The sequence below is a fragment of the Rhodococcus aetherivorans genome (assembly GCF_025722975.1).
Taxonomy (GTDB): Bacteria; Actinomycetota; Actinomycetes; order Mycobacteriales; family Mycobacteriaceae; genus Rhodococcus; species Rhodococcus aetherivorans.
Window position 1 is genome coordinate 1,357,535 of the sequence record NZ_CP106982.1, and the last position, 13,979, is coordinate 1,371,513.

At 71.8% G+C, this 13,979-nt stretch carries 13 protein-coding genes; 3 read left to right on the forward strand and 10 right to left on the reverse strand.

Translation table 11 applies throughout. From position 1 onward, the window contains the following. Nucleotides 1–18 precede the first annotated feature (18 nt). On the forward strand, nt 19–831 hold the full coding sequence (locus OCS65_RS06400) for a MaoC/PaaZ C-terminal domain-containing protein (RefSeq protein WP_050035866.1): 813 nt from the start codon (nt 19–21) through the stop codon (nt 829–831). A gap of 42 nt (nt 832–873) precedes the next feature. Here OCS65_RS06400 and OCS65_RS06405 read toward each other — a convergent pair whose 3' ends face one another. Continuing rightward, nucleotides 874–1,650, reverse strand: coding sequence for an SDR family oxidoreductase (locus OCS65_RS06405; RefSeq protein WP_006935178.1), 777 nt, complete (start codon nt 1,648–1,650; stop codon nt 874–876). Nucleotides 1,651–1,822: 172 nt separating this feature from the next. On the opposite strand from OCS65_RS06405, the gene OCS65_RS06410 reads away from it, so the two are divergent. Continuing rightward, nucleotides 1,823–2,584, forward strand: coding sequence for an SDR family NAD(P)-dependent oxidoreductase (locus OCS65_RS06410; protein WP_006935179.1), 762 nt, complete (start codon nt 1,823–1,825; stop codon nt 2,582–2,584). A gap of 63 nt (nt 2,585–2,647) precedes the next feature. On the opposite strand, the gene OCS65_RS06415 is transcribed toward OCS65_RS06410, so the two are convergent. From OCS65_RS06415 to OCS65_RS06435, 5 genes are all read right to left on the reverse strand, one after another. After that, a complete protein-coding gene (locus tag OCS65_RS06415; RefSeq protein ID WP_043798722.1) occupies nt 2,648–3,484 on the reverse strand; it encodes a mycofactocin-coupled SDR family oxidoreductase in 837 nt (278 codons plus the stop codon). Between the two features lie 107 nt (nt 3,485–3,591). Further along, nucleotides 3,592–3,960 carry a hypothetical protein gene (locus OCS65_RS06420; RefSeq protein ID WP_043798543.1) on the reverse strand — a complete coding sequence of 123 codons (369 nt, stop codon included), beginning with the start codon at nt 3,958–3,960 and terminating at the stop codon, nt 3,592–3,594. A 79-nt stretch (nt 3,961–4,039) separates the two neighbouring features. Beyond that, a complete protein-coding gene (locus OCS65_RS06425; protein WP_239010554.1) occupies nt 4,040–5,365 on the reverse strand; it encodes a type I glutamate--ammonia ligase in 1,326 nt (441 codons plus the stop codon). A gap of 142 nt (nt 5,366–5,507) precedes the next feature. Then, nucleotides 5,508–6,524: an agmatine deiminase family protein gene (locus tag OCS65_RS06430; RefSeq protein ID WP_203329916.1), complete on the reverse strand. Its 1,017-nt coding sequence runs from the start codon at nt 6,522–6,524 to the stop codon at nt 5,508–5,510. After that, on the reverse strand, nt 6,521–7,504 hold the full coding sequence (locus OCS65_RS06435) for a nitrilase-related carbon-nitrogen hydrolase (protein WP_263509209.1): 984 nt from the start codon (nt 7,502–7,504) through the stop codon (nt 6,521–6,523). The genes OCS65_RS06430 and OCS65_RS06435 overlap by 4 nt, the downstream gene beginning before the upstream one ends. Before the next feature lie 108 nt (nt 7,505–7,612). On the opposite strand from OCS65_RS06435, the gene OCS65_RS06440 reads away from it, so the two are divergent. Next, nucleotides 7,613–8,224, forward strand: a complete 612-nt coding sequence (locus tag OCS65_RS06440) for a TetR/AcrR family transcriptional regulator C-terminal domain-containing protein (RefSeq protein ID WP_006935187.1) — start codon at nt 7,613–7,615, stop codon at nt 8,222–8,224. A gap of 43 nt (nt 8,225–8,267) precedes the next feature. On the opposite strand, the gene OCS65_RS06445 is transcribed toward OCS65_RS06440, so the two are convergent. The 4 genes from OCS65_RS06445 to OCS65_RS06460 all read right to left on the reverse strand — a co-directional run bounded on the left by OCS65_RS06445 (nt 8,268) and on the right by OCS65_RS06460 (nt 13,954). Continuing rightward, a complete protein-coding gene (locus tag OCS65_RS06445) occupies nt 8,268–9,854 on the reverse strand; it encodes an APC family permease (RefSeq protein WP_006935188.1) in 1,587 nt (528 codons plus the stop codon). Between the two features lie 7 nt (nt 9,855–9,861). Continuing rightward, complete coding sequence (locus OCS65_RS06450) at nt 9,862–10,752, reverse strand: universal stress protein (RefSeq protein ID WP_203329917.1); 891 nt, start codon at nt 10,750–10,752, stop codon at nt 9,862–9,864. 76 nt (nt 10,753–10,828) lie between these two features. Further along, entirely contained in the window at nt 10,829–12,256 is a 1,428-nt protein-coding gene (locus tag OCS65_RS06455; RefSeq protein WP_006935190.1) for a gamma-aminobutyraldehyde dehydrogenase, read from the reverse strand. A 279-nt stretch (nt 12,257–12,535) separates the two neighbouring features. Then, nucleotides 12,536–13,954 carry a flavin monoamine oxidase family protein gene (locus OCS65_RS06460; RefSeq protein WP_185713051.1) on the reverse strand — a complete coding sequence of 473 codons (1,419 nt, stop codon included), beginning with the start codon at nt 13,952–13,954 and terminating at the stop codon, nt 12,536–12,538. Nucleotides 13,955–13,979 lie beyond the last annotated feature (25 nt).

Consider the following 13,979-nt stretch of genomic DNA (forward strand, 5'->3'; position numbering starts at 1 on the left):
TCCCGGAAGGATTCGACAATGACGGCAGTGGAGCAGAAGGCCGGCGCGTGGCGCGGAGCCGACCTGGGCACCCGCACGGTGGCCTACGACGAGCGCGACGCGATCCTCTACGCGCTCGCCGTCGGCGCCCAGCCCGCCACCGACCTGGACCTGGTGCTCGAGGACCGGCTGCGGGTACTGCCGACGTTCGCGCTGACCCTGGCCCAGTGGGCACCGGACGAGCTGGGCTCGCGCGGCGCGTTCGACACGACGACGGCGCTGCACGGCTCGCAGGAGCTGACCGTGCTGGCCCCGCTGCCGCGTCGCGGTGAGGTGGAGCTGCGGGCGTCGGTGGGCGAGGTGTGGGACAAGGGGGCCGCGGCCGTGTTCGAGGTCCGCGTCGAGTGCGAGTACTTCGTCGCGACGTGGTCGATCTTCGCGCCCGGCGCGGGTGGTTTCGGGGGCGAGCGCGGCCCGTCGAAGCCGGCGGCGCCGCAGGGCGAGCCGGAGCTGACCGGGGCACTGGCCACGGCCGCGAACCAGGCCGCGCTGTACCGGCTCACCGGCGACCGGCACCACATCCACATCGATCCGGAGGCGGCCGCGCGGATCGGTCAGCCGCGCCCGATCATGCATGGGCTGTGCACCCTGGCGGCGGCGACCCTGCCCCTGGCCCGGCTCCTCGGGGCGCATCCGGCGGACCTGACCGAACTGCAGGGCCGCTTCGCGGCGCCGGTGTTCCCCGGCGACGTCGCCGGGCTGCGGGTGTGGGGCGGACGCGACGACGCCGTGTTCGAGGTGGCCGCGGACGGGCAGGCCGTGATCTCGGGGGCGCGAGCGTCGTTCGCGTGAGGTCGTGGACCGGTGCCCGGCTGCCGGGCACCGGTCCACGCGTCACTTGCCGTGCAGGGCCATGTAGCGGGCGGGGTACTCGCCGCCGCCGTGGACCGCCAGGTCGGCGCCGTTGACGTAGGACGCGAGGTCGCTGCCGAGGAACAGGCAGGCGCGCGCGATGTCCGACGGGACGGCCATCCGCTCCATCGGCAGGGTGCGGGTCACCGCGGCGCCGCCGTCGTCGCCGTAGACCGAGGCCGCGGCCTCGGTGCGGATCAGGCCGGTGGTGATGTGGTTGACCCGCACCTTCGGCGCCCATTCGAGGGCGAGGGCCTTGGTCAGGCCCAGCAGACCGGCCTTTGCGGCGGTGTACGCGGCGGTGCCGGGCTGCGGATCGTGTGCCGAGACGCTGCCGATGTTGATGATCGAGCCGCCCCCGGGCCGCTCCTGCATCACCCGGTTGGCCGCCTGCGCCGCGTAGAACGGGGCGAGCAGGTTCAGCGCGACGATCTTCTCCACGAAGCGCGGGGAGACGGTGGCGGCGTCGGAGTCCGGCGACCCGCCGGCATTGTTGACCAGCACGTCGAGCCGGCCGAACCGGGCGACGGCGTCGTCGACCAGGGCGGCCACGTCGGCGGGGTCGCGCACGTCGACGGCCCGGAACGCCGCGCTCCGCCCGCCGGCCGAGGGCAGGGACCCGGGCTCGTTGCGGGCGCATACCAGGACGTCGGCGCCCGCGGCGAGGAAGTGTTCGGCGACGACGAAGCCGATGCCCTTGGTGCCGCCGGTGACGATCACGGCGCGTCCGGTGTGGTCGACGGGATTGGGAAGGTGCACGTGGCTACCTTTCTGGAACTCGGGTCGGTTCGAGACTGCTTGCCGTCGCGCGCCTTTCGTGGACGCGAACGGGAACCGACGTGGACAAGCAAGTGCTTGGTCAAGGATAGTGGACGGGACGCCTGGGGCACCAGGATTTCCGTAGTGGCGAGAGAACCGGGAGCAGGGACACATGGGCAAGCTGGACGGCAAGGTCGCGCTCATCACGGGCGCGGGACAGGGGATCGGACGGGGCATCGCCCTCGCGCTCGCCAAGGAGGGGGTGCACATCGCGGCCGCCGGCCGCACCGAATCCAAGGTGGTCGCGACGGCCGAGGCGATCGAGGAACTCGGTGGCAAGGCGCTGGCGTTGCGCTGCGACGTGAGCAGCGCCGACGACGTCGACGCGGCGGTGCAGCGCACCGTGACGCATTTCGGCGGCGTGGACATCCTGGTCAACAACGCCAACGACTGCCGGCCCGGCCCGCTGCTGTCGTTCACCGACGCCGAGTACGAGCGGTCCTTCGCTACCGGCCCGCTCGCGACGCTGCGGCTGATGCGGGCCTGCTACCCGGTGATGAAGGAGCGCGGGGGCGGCTCGATCGTCAACCTCGTCACGTCGGCGGCGGTCCGCTGGGACGCGAGCAACTACGGCGTCTACGGGTCGATCAAGGAGGGCATGCGGTCGCTGACCCGCGCCGCGGCCTGCGAGTGGGGAGTCGACGGGATCCGCGTCAACGCCATTGCACCACACGCGATGTCGCCGGGACTCGAGGCCTGGATGGCGCGCAACCCGGAGGAGGCGGAGGAGTTCCGCGCGGGAATCCCGTTGCGCCGCATCGGCGACCCCGAGACCGACATCGGGCGGGCGGTGGTCTTCCTCGTCGGCGAGGACGCGGGGTATCTCACCGGCGCGACGATCCCCCTCGACGGCGGCCAGTCGCGCTGGGGCTGACGCCCCCGGTGCGTCCTTTGGGCTGCCCTGGCGGCCCAAAGGACGCACCGGCGCCGCAGGCGCCTATCCGGTGACCCGCCCGGCGTTGCCGGCGTCGACCGGCAGCACGGTGCCGCTGATGTGGGCGCTCGCCTCGGCGGCGAAGAACAGCACCACGCGGGTGATCTCCGCCGGTTCGAGCCACGGCACCGGCTGCGCGTGCAGGCTCTGGAAGATCGGGGCCACGTCGTCGGCGCCGGGATGCTCGAGATCCGGGCGCATCAGGCCGTAGAGGAAGTCGTTGTGGATCATCGGTGTCGAGATGTTCCCGGGGGCAATCGCATTCACCGTGACACCGTGCGGCGCCAGATCCAGCGCGGCGCTCTTGGTCAGGCCGATCACGCCCCACTTCGATGCGCTGTACGCCGCCATGTTGGTGTTGCCCGCGCGGCCGAGCATCGACGAGATCGTCACGATCCGCCCGTAGCCGCGCGCGACCATGCCGGGCGCCACCGCACCGACGGTGTTGAAGACACCGGTCAGATTCGAGCCGATCGCCTCCGCCCACTGCGCCTCGGTCATCGCCTGGATCGGGGCGGCCACCGACACGCCCGCGTTCGCCACCGCGATGTCGATCCGCCCGAACTCGGCGTGCGCCTGCGCCACGAGTTCGTCCATTGCCGGGCGGTCCGCGGTGTCCAGCTTCGCGGTCAGGCACCGGCGCCCGGTGGCGCGCACCGCCGCCGCGGTCTCCTCCAGATCCGCCTCCGTGGCCAGCGGGTACGGCACCACCGGGCTGTCGGCGCACCGGTCGCACAGCACGATGTCGGCGCCGCGCTCGGCCAGCGCCACCGCGTGGCTGCGGCCCTGGCCCCGCGCCCCGCCCGTGATCAGCGCGACCCGGCCTTCGAACTCACTCATCGAATCCACTCCTGTCCTCCTCGGTCAGCAGGTCGATGCTCCAGCCCCGGCGGGCCCGCAGGGGTGCGGCGATCCCGCTCAGCGGGAAAAGGGCAGGCCGCGGGCCGTCACACCACCGCTGCGGCGGGCACCAGCGCGGCGCCCAGGCCGGACGGCGCGTAGTTCGGCCGGTACGACGGCTGGGGCCGGTTCCCCGCGACGAGCAGCGCGACGACGACGAACGCGATCGCCAGCACGAGCGCGAGCGCGCCGACGATCGACCAGAAATCCGGCCGCAACGACCGTCGGCGGGGTTCGTCGCCGTAGGTGAGCCGCTTGACGCGCCGGACCTCGGCGGCGGGCGGGGCGGAGTGGGCGGCCGCCGCGTGCCGGGACGCCGGCGGGCGGACCGGCTCCACCGCGGAATCGCCCGGCGTGAGCACCTGTGCGATGGGCTGTGTGATCGCCTGGGGGTCCACCGACTCGAGGTTGTGCATGGCCGTCCGTTCTCTCCATTGCCGACGGCCGTGAATCGCCGATTCGGAGACGTCCGTTACCTCGATCGTCGCGACACGGTCAGTCGGTCCACGCGAAGCGGAACCGTTCCGCGAGTTCGGCGGGCGGCCGCGAGCGGTACTCCCCGAACTCGTAGCGTTTCACGGCGAGCAGGGCCTCCATGATCGACGGTCCGAACAGGCGCTGCGCGAGGCCGGAGGACCCGAGCGCGGCGAGCACGCCGTCGGGGTCCGTCGGCAGGACGCGGACCCCGAGTTCGGCGCGTTCGGCATCGGTCATCCGGCCCGGATCGACCGGGATCTCCGGCGGAACCGGGAGTGCGTCGGTGAGACCGGCGTGGGCCGCCCCGAGGATCGCCGCGCCGGCGAGGTAGGGGTTGGCCGACGGGTCCACGGGCTTGACCTCGAGGTGGGCGCCGTAGGGGCTCCCGGGCGTGAGCGCGCACAGCCGCAGCGCGGCCTCACGGTTCTCGAGCCCCCAGCAGCACCACGCGCCGGACCACATGCCCGGCTGCAGCCGCAGATGCGAGAGCACGGACCCGGTGAGGACCGCCCCGAACTCGGGCAGCGCGCGCACGATGCCGGCGACGACGCTGCCGCCCGCCGCAGTCACCCCGCGCGGGCCGTCGCCGCCGGACAGGAGCGGCCGCCCCTCGCGGGTGAAGGACACGTGGACGTGGGCCCCGTTGCCCGCCCCGCCGACGACGGGGACGGGGGAGAACGACGCCCGCAGACCGTGCCGCCGGGCGGTGCGGCTGATCAGGATGCGTGCGAGCACCAGGTTGTCGACCGACTCCACGGGGGCTGCCGGAGACAGGGAGAGTTCGAACTGCTGCGCGCCCGCCTCGGCGTGAATCTGGTCGATGCCCAGACCCGCCTGCGCGGCCGCGTGCAACAGATCCGCGACGAACGGGTCCCGCCCGAGGACGGCACCGAGACCGTATGCGGACCATTCGCTGCGCCCGCCGTCGAAGAGCGTGAACTCGATCTCGTGCCCTGCCCGGGCCTGCACGCCGGCCGCGGCGAGCTCCTCGACGACGCGTTCGAGCGCTGCGCGCGTGCACAACGGTGACCGCGTCCCGTCCTGCTCGTACAGGCCGGCCGGCGCCCACCGGACGCCGTCCCCGACGGGCCGGAGCCGGTCGCCGTCGATCCGCAGCCGGAGATCGCCCGTCACCGACAGTGACGGCGTGAACGCCAGGTGGTCGTCGACGCAGAAGACCACCCAGCTCGGCGACGCGCCCGCGCCCGACTCGACGAACGACGTAAGCCTGTGTCCGGGAAACACCTTCGCCCGCGAGATGCCGGTCGAATCGACGACCGAGCCGACGATGCGCTCCTCGCGGGCGCGTTCGCCCGTCACGGGGTCGAAGCCTTCCTCCGTCACAGGGACCTCCCGCCCGCGCCGTCGGCCACCGGCGGCGTCGCCGGGCACGAGGACGCCGGGCACAAGGACACAGTAGAGGCGAGGTCGGGTCACGGGGACCGTCTTCGCCGATACAGGGCCGTGCCGGCGAAGACGGGCGTCCTCACCGCGGCTGATGCTGGGTGATGCAGTGGATGCCGCCGCCGCGGCGGAAGAGCGGCCGGGCATCCACTCCCACGACGCGACGGCCGGGATACGCGGCCGCCAGGATCTCCGCGGCCTCGTCGTCGGCGGGGTCGCCGAAGCGGCAGGCGATCACCCCACCATTGACGACGTAGTGGTTGATGTAGCTGTAATCCACCCAGCCCTCGTCGTCGCGGACCGTCGCCGGGGCCGGAACCCGGACGATGCGCCACGGCTCACCGCGCACGTCCGCCGTGTGCTGCAGCCGCTCGACGATCAGCGCGGTGACGTCGAAATCCGGGTGATTCCGGTTGCGCTGGTCGTGGACGAGGACCACACCCGGGGACGCGATCGCGGCGACGATGTCGACGTGACCGCGGGTGCCGTAGCGCTCCTGGTCCCGCGTCAGCCCGCGCGGGAGCCAGATCGCGCAGGTCGCGCCGATGGTGCGCCGCAGTTCCGCTTCGACCGCGGCCTTGTCGAGGTGCGGGTTGCGCCCGGGGTCGAGCTGGACGGTCTCGGTGAGCAGGACGGTGCCGAGACCGTCCACCTGCATGCCACCGCCCTCGTTGACGAGTGTCGACGCGACCCGTTCCACGCCGGCCCGCTCGAGGACGAACGACGCGATCCGGGCGTCGTGGTCCCACCGGGCCCAGTCCTGCGCGCCCCAGCCGTTGAACACCCAGTCGACCCCGCCGCACCGGCCGTCGTCGTCGAGGACGAAGGTCGGCCCGATGTCGCGCATCCAGGCGTCGTTCAGCGGGGCCTCGACGAGTTCCACGTCGCGGGACAGGTACCGGCGGGCCGCGTCGACCTGGCCGGGATCGGCCACCACGGTGAGGGGTTCGAACTCTGCGACGGCGTGCGCGACCGCGGCCCACGTGGCGCGGGCCTCGTGGTGCTCCTCCGCGGTGTCGCCCAGCGAATATCCCTCGGTGGGGAAGGCCATCCACGTGCGCTCGTGCGGTTCGCTCTCCGCGGGCATGCGCCAGGTCATCGCGTGGCTCCGAAGGGTGCGTGCGCGTCCACCGGTGCGGTCAGCGAGCCGTAGGTGTCCGGGCGGCGGGTGCTCAGGAACGGGAACAGCGACAACCAGTCCCGGCGCTGCGCGAGGTCGAGATCGGCCACCAGCACGGCGGATTCGTCGCGCGGAGCTTGCACCAGGATGCGCCCGTAGGGATCGGAGACGAACGAGGAGCCGTAGAAGGTGATGGCTCCCTCGCAGCCGTGCCGGTTCGGCACGATCATGAACGTGCCGTTGGCGATGCCGTTTCCGACGATCACCTGCTGCCACAGCGGGCGGGTGTCGAACTCGGGGTGGTCGGGCTCGGAGCCGATCGCCGTCGGGTAGACCAGGATCTCGGCCCCGGCGAGCGAGTACGCCCGCGCCACCTCCGGGAACCACTCGTCCCAGCAGGTCGGCATGCCGATGCGGGCGCCGTCGAGGCCGTCGGGGGTGTGGACGGGATACGGGTCACCGGCCGGATACGGGTCACCGGCCGGACCGCCCCGGAAGTAGGTGTCCTCGTAGTATCCGGCGGTCACGGGGATGTGCAGTTTCCGGGTCCGGGCCACCGGTTCGCCGGCGGGGGAGACGAGGACGGCGGTGTTGTAGCCGAGGCCGTCGGGTGCGTCGGCGCGTTCGTAGAGGGACGCGTGTACGAACACACCGTGGGCGGACGCGGCGGCCGCGGCGAAGGCGACGGTCGGGCCGGTCCGCAGGTCCTCGGCGGTCCGGGCGGCGTCGGCGCCGCCGGGCGTGTCGGCCGGGTAGCGGCTCAACGTGAGTTCGGGCAGGAACACGACGCGCGCGCCGAGTCCGGCGGCGCGGGCGATGCCCTCGGTGAGTTCGGCGTGCAACGCCCGCCCGTCGTCGTGCCAGCGGTGCTGAACCAGTCCGACGCGCAGCGGCGGCCGATCGGGGGCGTCGACCCGGCACAGCGAGTCGGGCGGCGTGGTGGCGGTGATGGTGAGCATGGGAAGTCCTCGGCTCGATCCGGGGGGATAAAACGAATTTGATTCGTTAAGTATGGTGGACGAGCGCGTCCCGGGCAAGAGCCCACGACGATTTCGAGGAGTTTTCGTATGCCACGACCGCCGAAGCGGCTGCTGTCGCCCGAGATCATCACGGACGCAGCGATTCACATGGTGGACACGGCGGGCGACTTCACCATGCCGGGATTGGCCGAGCGGCTGAAGGTGCGGCCGTCGTCGCTGTACAACCACGTGTCGGGACGCGCCGAGATCGTCGAGGCCATGCGGGCGCGCATCATGTCCACCATCGTCGTGGGCGAACCGGCCGGCGACTGGTCCGAGACGGTCGCCGGCCTCGCCCGCGAGTACCGTCGCGCCTACGCCGCGCATCCGCGGCTGATCCCGTTGTTCACCGCGCAGACCGTGCAGTCCCCGGTCGCGTTCGGCCTCTACAACGCTCTCGCGCAGGCCTTCACGGATGCCGGATTCACGCCCGCGCACGTGCTGCATGCCATCACCACCGTGGACAGCTTCGTCCTCGGCTCGGCGCTCGACCTCGCCGCGCCCGAGGTGGTGTGGGCGAACGTCCCCGAAACCGGCGACGCGATGCGCGCCGCGCTGCAGACCGCCTGCCCGAATCCGCAACGGGCCGACGCCGCCTTCGAATTCGGCCTGCGCGCACTGGTGGCCGGCCTGGTCGCCCAGACGCCGGCCGGGGCCTGAACGGCCCGGCCGGCGTCGGCGCGGTGGTCGGTGCGGTCAGGGTTCAACCGCGGTCGGTGGTGAACACGTCCGTCTCCCCCGTGAGCGCGGCGGTGCTGCGCGTGAGGGTCTCCCCGCGGAAGAACTGCGGATTGCGCACCCGCATCACCAGCATCAGGACCGCGCCGAGCAGCAGGATGCCGAAGCCGAGGAAGAACACCAGCCCGACGCCGCCGATCTCGGCGCCGCTGCCGTTGTCGGGATTCATGCTCTCGCCCACCGAGATCGCGAAGACGGCGGCGAGCATGATCCCGCCCGACAGGGGGAAGACGAACCGGAACACGGCGTTGCGGGCACTGGTGAACAGACGTCCGCGGAAGTACCACACGCACGCGAACGCGGTGATCCCGTAGTACCAGCAGATCATGATGCCCAGCGCGGCGATGGTGTCGAGGAGGGTGCGTTCGGACAGGAACGTCACGCCGGCGTAGAACACCGCGGTGACGACCCCCGCGACGACCGTCGCGTACGAGGGCACAAGAAAGCGGGGATGCACCGCGGCCAGCCGGCGCGGGAACGCGCCGTAGGCACCCATCGCGAGCATCGTCCGGGCCGCCGGGAGGAAGGTGGTCTGCAGGCTCGCCACCGACGAGACGAAGATGGCGAGGAAGAGCAGCAGACCACCCCACTGGCCCAGGACCGGATCGGCGAGGGCGCCGAAGATGTTCTCGGAGTTGTCGGGATTGCCCAGCCCGAGACCCGTCGTACCGACACCGGCATACATCATCGCCGCGACCGACACCAGCAGGTAGGTCAGCAGGATCGTCGCCACGCACAACAGGCCGGCCCGGCCCGGGGTCTTCTTGGGGTCCCGGGACTCCTCCCCGAGGGTGAGGCACGTGTCCCACCCCCAGAACGCGAAGATCGAACCGGTCACGCCGATCACGAAGGCGCCGATCGCAAGCCCGTGGAACGGGTCGAACCAGGAGGCGTCGAGCGACAGCCCGGCGGGCGCGTCGCCCGCGCCGACGTGCACGAGTGCCGCGACCGCGAACGCGAGCAGGAGCACCATCTGGAACCCGACGAGCGCGTACTGGACGCGTTCGCTCGTGGTGATGCCGCGGCTCGCGATCCATGTCGCGATCGCGATGAACACCAGGGTGGTGCCCACGTTGACGAACTTGTTCCCGGGAAGATCTGCGATCGCGGAGTCTCCGGTGATGCGGGCGAGGAACAGGTAGAAGAACTGGACGGCGATCGCGGCCAGGTTGGACAGCACGATGATCGTCGCGATCACCATGCCCCAGCCGCACATCCACCCGACGTACGGGCCGAAGGCCTTCGTCGACCACGTGAACGACGCCCCGCAGTCCGGTGATTCGGAATTGAGTTCGCGATAGGCGTACGCCGTGAGGAACATCGGGATGAACCCGGCGATGAAGATCGCCGGCATCTTCAGCCCGACGGCCGCGACGATCAGGCCGATGCTCGCCGTCAGCGTGTAGCCCGGCGCGACGGACGAGATGCCCAGGACGGCGCCGGCGAACGTGCCGATCCTGCCGGCGGCCAGGCCCTTCGGCACGACGCCGTCGCCGGGGGTGATCACCGGGTCGGCCTCTCGAACCCGGGTGGGAGGAAGCGAATTCGTCATGGCGGGCCTACTCACTGTTCTCGGGGTCGTGGGCGGGAACGACGACCATGGGCACCGGAACGACCCGCAGCATCTTCGCTGCGGTCGAACCCAGGAAGAGCCGGTGCGGCTGGGCGAGCCGGCTCGAGCCGACCATCACCACGTCGCCGTCGCGCCACTCCAGCGTGGCCACCGCCGATTCGACGGTCGCACCGTCCGCGACGAGGGAGGCGACCGGGAAGTCGTCGGGGAGCTGGGCGCGTGCGGTGTCCAGGACGCACCGGGCATGTGCCCGCGCCGATTCGAGCACGTGCTCATGGGACGGATGTGCGCCGCGCCCGACCCCGTGCGGATCGAACGCGACGAGCGAGACGAGCCGCAGCGGCGTGCGCATGTGCTCGCAGGCGCGCACCGCGGTCCGGAGCAGGAGGTCCGCTCCGGTGCGGGTGCCGAGTGCGCACGTGACCTCGCGGATCCGGGGGGCGGCGGAGTGCCGGAATCCCCGCGGTGCCAGGGCCAGCGGCACGGGCGCGGAATGCAACAGCTCGGACGACACCGTGCCGATGGAGTGCCGGCCGAGGAGCCCGTCGCCCGCGGCACCGACGACGACGGCGCGGGCGCCGAGCCGCGCCACCTCGTCGAGCAGGCCCTGCGCAAAGGACTCGTGAAAGCTCAGGTGGGTATGTGCCCGCACGTCGTCGGGCACCGTGGCCGCCGCCTGGGCGAGCCACGCTTCGCCCGTTCCGGCGAGGACGTCCTCGTACCCGGGCTCGGTGGGTGCCCGGGAGGGCACCGGGCGATCCGGGGGCAGGACCATACAGATGTCGAGTTCGGCGCCCAGGCTGCGGGCCAGCTGGACGCCGAGCGCCAGCCCGTCCGCGCCGCTGGGAGTGGCGAGGTATCCGACAACCAGTCTCATGGGAATCCGATCCGGTAGGGAAGCCGGAGCCGGGGTGGTGCCGGCTCCGGCGACGGCGCGGTGGGGCCGCGGAAGGTCAGTCGTGGGTGCTCATCACGTGCTTGATGCGGGTGTAGTCCTCGACGCTGTAGGCGGAGAGGTCCTTGCCGTAGCCGGAGTGCTTGAACCCGCCGTGCGGCATCTCCGCGACGAGCGGGATGTGGCAGTTGATCCACACCGCCCCGAAGTCCAGCGCGGCGGACAGGCGCTGGGTGCGCCCGTGGTCGCGGGTCCACACGCTCGCGGCGAGCCCGTAGCGGACGTCGTTGGCCAGGGCGACGGCCTCGTCCTCGGTGGCGAAGGACTGCACCGTCAGAATCGGGCCGAACGTCTCGTCCTGCACGATGGGGTCGTGCTGGTCCACGCCGGTGACGATCGTCGGCTCGAAGAAGAAGCCCTTCTCGCCGGCGCGCGTGCCGCCGGTGACGATCGTCGCCGAGGCGGGCAGGGCGGCGATCTTGTCGGTGACGCGCTGGAAGTGCTGGGCGTTGTTGAGCGGGCCGTAGAAGGCGTCGGGGTCGTCGGGCCGGCCCGGTCGCAGCTGCTCGGCCTGCCGCGCCAGCGCGTCGACGAGATCGTCGTGGACGGACTCGTGGACCAGTACCCGGGTGGCGGCCGTGCAGTCCTGGCCACCGTTGAAGAAGGCGGCCGCCGCGACGGCCTCGGCGGTCTTGGCCACGTCGGCGTCGTCGAACACCAGGACGGGGGCCTTGCCGCCGAGTTCGAGGTGGGCGCGCTTGAGCTGCCGGGCCGCGGAGACCGCCACCTCGATGCCGGCGCGGACCGAGCCGGTGATCGACACCAGGCCGAGTGCGGGATGTTCGACGAGGGCGGCCCCGGTGGCGGCGTTGCCGAGCACGACGTTGAAGACACCGTCGGGCAGGATGCCCTGGGTCAGGCGGGCCAGCACCAGCGTGCTGTCCGGGGTGGTGTCGCTGGGCTTGAGCACGATCGTGTTGCCGGCGGCGAGCGCGGGACCGATCTTCCACAGCGCCATCATCAGCGGGTAGTTCCACGGCGTGACCTGGCCGACCACACCGATCGGCTCGCGCCGCACGTAGGAGGTGTGGCCCTCCATGTACTCACCGGCCGCCTTGCCCTCGAGCAGGCGGGCCGCGCCGGCGAAGAAGCGCAGCTGATCCGCGCCGACCTTGACCTCCTCGTCCGCGATCATGGACTTCGGCTGGCCGGTGTTGCGGCACTCGGCCTCGACGAGTTCGTCGCAGTGCTCCTCGAGGGCGTCGGCGAGCTTCAGCAGCGCCGCCTGGCGTTCCTTGGGGGTGGTCCTGCCCCAGCTCCGGAACGCGCGCTGCGCGGCCGCCACCGCGGCGTCGACGTCGGCGGCGGTCGACACCGGGATCGAGCCCACGAGGGACTCGTCGACCGGGTCGATCAGCGGCAGGGATTCCGTGGCCGTCGAGGGCACGAACGCGCCGTCGATGTAGTTCTCGCGGATGTCGGTCATGGGGGTCCTCTCGGAAGCCTGCCCGGCCGGGTGGGAGGGGCAGGGATCTCTGGTGATCAGTGTGGGCCGCGCCGCGGGTGCCCGGCCAGGGGTCCGGCGGCGGGGTGGGAGCGCAAGCTCGGAAGCCGGCGGCGCCGCCGGAGGGGCGGCGCCGCCGCGACCGGAACGCTCACGTCGTCGTGAGCGCGTCGGGCGCCGCGACGGGCGCGCCGAAGGAGTCGTGAAAAACGGTGTAGAAAAGGGTCTTCGGTGTCGCGGCGGCCGGGCCGCGAGGGGCGGTCAGTGTGCCGGGGCACCGGCCACCGCGGCCGCGGCCGAGCGGGAGCCGAGGGCGTCGAGGATGCGCCGGGCCGTGTCCTCGCCCATGCGCACGGCTCCGTCGACGTGCTGGTAGCCCTCCGCGGCGAGGTCGGACGACGAGAAGAGGATCGGACCGACGGGGGTGAGCTGGTCCTTGCCGTAGCGGTGCAGGCCGCCGAGGTCGTAGCTTGCCGCGTAGGCTCCGCGGGTCCACTCCTCCGAGCCCCAGTCGGATTCGTAGTAGACGACCGGGCTCAGCGCCTTCTCGCCGAGGTAGCCGGCCATGGACGAGAGGATCGCGGCCTTGCGCTCCTCGGCGGGGAGTTCGAAGACGGCGTCGGCCTTCTCGTCCGCCACGAAGGCCACCAGGGTGCCGCGCGGATCCTCGAAGTTGGTGTTGTCGTAGATCTCCTGGACGAGTGCCCCGGCGCCGAAGCACGTGCCGGACAGGCCGTCCTCGCGCCAGAACGGCATGTCGTACACGGCATGCACCTTGATGACGAGACCGAGGGACTGGTGCTGGTGCATCTGGTGCTGGCGGCGCGGCAGCGGCGGGACGTAGGAGATCCGGGAGTACAGGTTCGGCGGCACGGCGAGCACGGCGAAGCGGGCATCGACGGTGACGCCGTCGGCCACCGCCCGCACGTGCCCGGGCGCGCCCGGTTCTTCGCCCTCGGACCAGTGCAGGGTCCGGACCGGGTTGCCGAGAAAGACGTCGTCGCCGAGCTTTTCGGCGAGCCGCTGCGACACCTGCTGCATGCCGCCCACGACGCGCTGGTCGAGGATGAAGTCCTCGTCCACGAGGTTGCTGAACGAGCCCGCGGAGGCCGCCATGAGGATCGCCTGCAGCGCGGAGAACGCGTGGGCCGGCTTGGTGAGCATGCCCCCCGCGATGAACAGCCCGATGTTGTTGCACGCCTCCTCGTCGTCGGAGTTGGCCCGCAACCAGTGGTGGAAGGAGACGGTGTCGAGTTCCCGCGCCCGCGGATGCGCCCACGGCTCCCGGGGGCCGATCTCGGCGGCGAGTTCGTCGAGCAGCGCGATCAGCTTGTCCATCTCGGCGCGGGTGTGCTCGGACGTGGGGAACATCTCGCCGCGGTACCGGACGGGCCGGCCCTCGGCGTCGAGGTAGATGTTCTCGCCCTCGCGGTAGCGGGAGAACGTGCGCAGGCCCAGTTCGTCGAGCAGCGCGATCAGGGCGGTCTGGTCGGGGGACACCCACTGACCGCCGATCTCGAGCATCGCTCCGTCGATCGTGTCGGTCCAGGTGCGGCCGCCGACGCGGTCGCGGGCTTCGAGGACGGCGACCCGCAGGCCCGCCTGCCGGAGGCGGTAGGCGGCGGTCAGGCCGGACGGGCCCGCCCCGACGACGACGACGTCACGCTCGATGGATTTCATGGGATTCCCCTTCGAGAAAATGAAC

Bases quoted from the DNA above. Each gene is read 5' to 3' on its own strand.
- OCS65_RS06415 (WP_043798722.1), bottom strand. From the start codon at position 3,484: ATGAGTGAGTTCGAAGGCCGGGTCGCGCTGATCACGGGCGGGGCGCGG.
- OCS65_RS06410 (WP_006935179.1), top strand. From the start codon at position 1,823: ATGGGCAAGCTGGACGGCAAGGTCGCGCTCATCACGGGCGCGGGACAG.
- OCS65_RS06435 (WP_263509209.1), bottom strand. From the start codon at position 7,504: ATGCTCACCATCACCGCCACCACGCCGCCCGACTCGCTGTGCCGGGTC.
- OCS65_RS06430 (WP_203329916.1), bottom strand. From the start codon at position 6,524: ATGACCTGGCGCATGCCCGCGGAGAGCGAACCGCACGAGCGCACGTGG.
- OCS65_RS06400 (WP_050035866.1), top strand. From the start codon at position 19: ATGACGGCAGTGGAGCAGAAGGCCGGCGCGTGGCGCGGAGCCGACCTG.
- OCS65_RS06420 (WP_043798543.1), bottom strand. From the start codon at position 3,960: ATGCACAACCTCGAGTCGGTGGACCCCCAGGCGATCACACAGCCCATC.
- OCS65_RS06445 (WP_006935188.1), bottom strand. From the start codon at position 9,854: ATGACGAATTCGCTTCCTCCCACCCGGGTTCGAGAGGCCGACCCGGTG.
- OCS65_RS06455 (WP_006935190.1), bottom strand. From the start codon at position 12,256: ATGACCGACATCCGCGAGAACTACATCGACGGCGCGTTCGTGCCCTCG.
- OCS65_RS06450 (WP_203329917.1), bottom strand. From the start codon at position 10,752: ATGAGACTGGTTGTCGGATACCTCGCCACTCCCAGCGGCGCGGACGGG.
- OCS65_RS06460 (WP_185713051.1), bottom strand. From the start codon at position 13,954: ATGAAATCCATCGAGCGTGACGTCGTCGTCGTCGGGGCGGGCCCGTCC.
- OCS65_RS06440 (WP_006935187.1), top strand. From the start codon at position 7,613: ATGCCACGACCGCCGAAGCGGCTGCTGTCGCCCGAGATCATCACGGAC.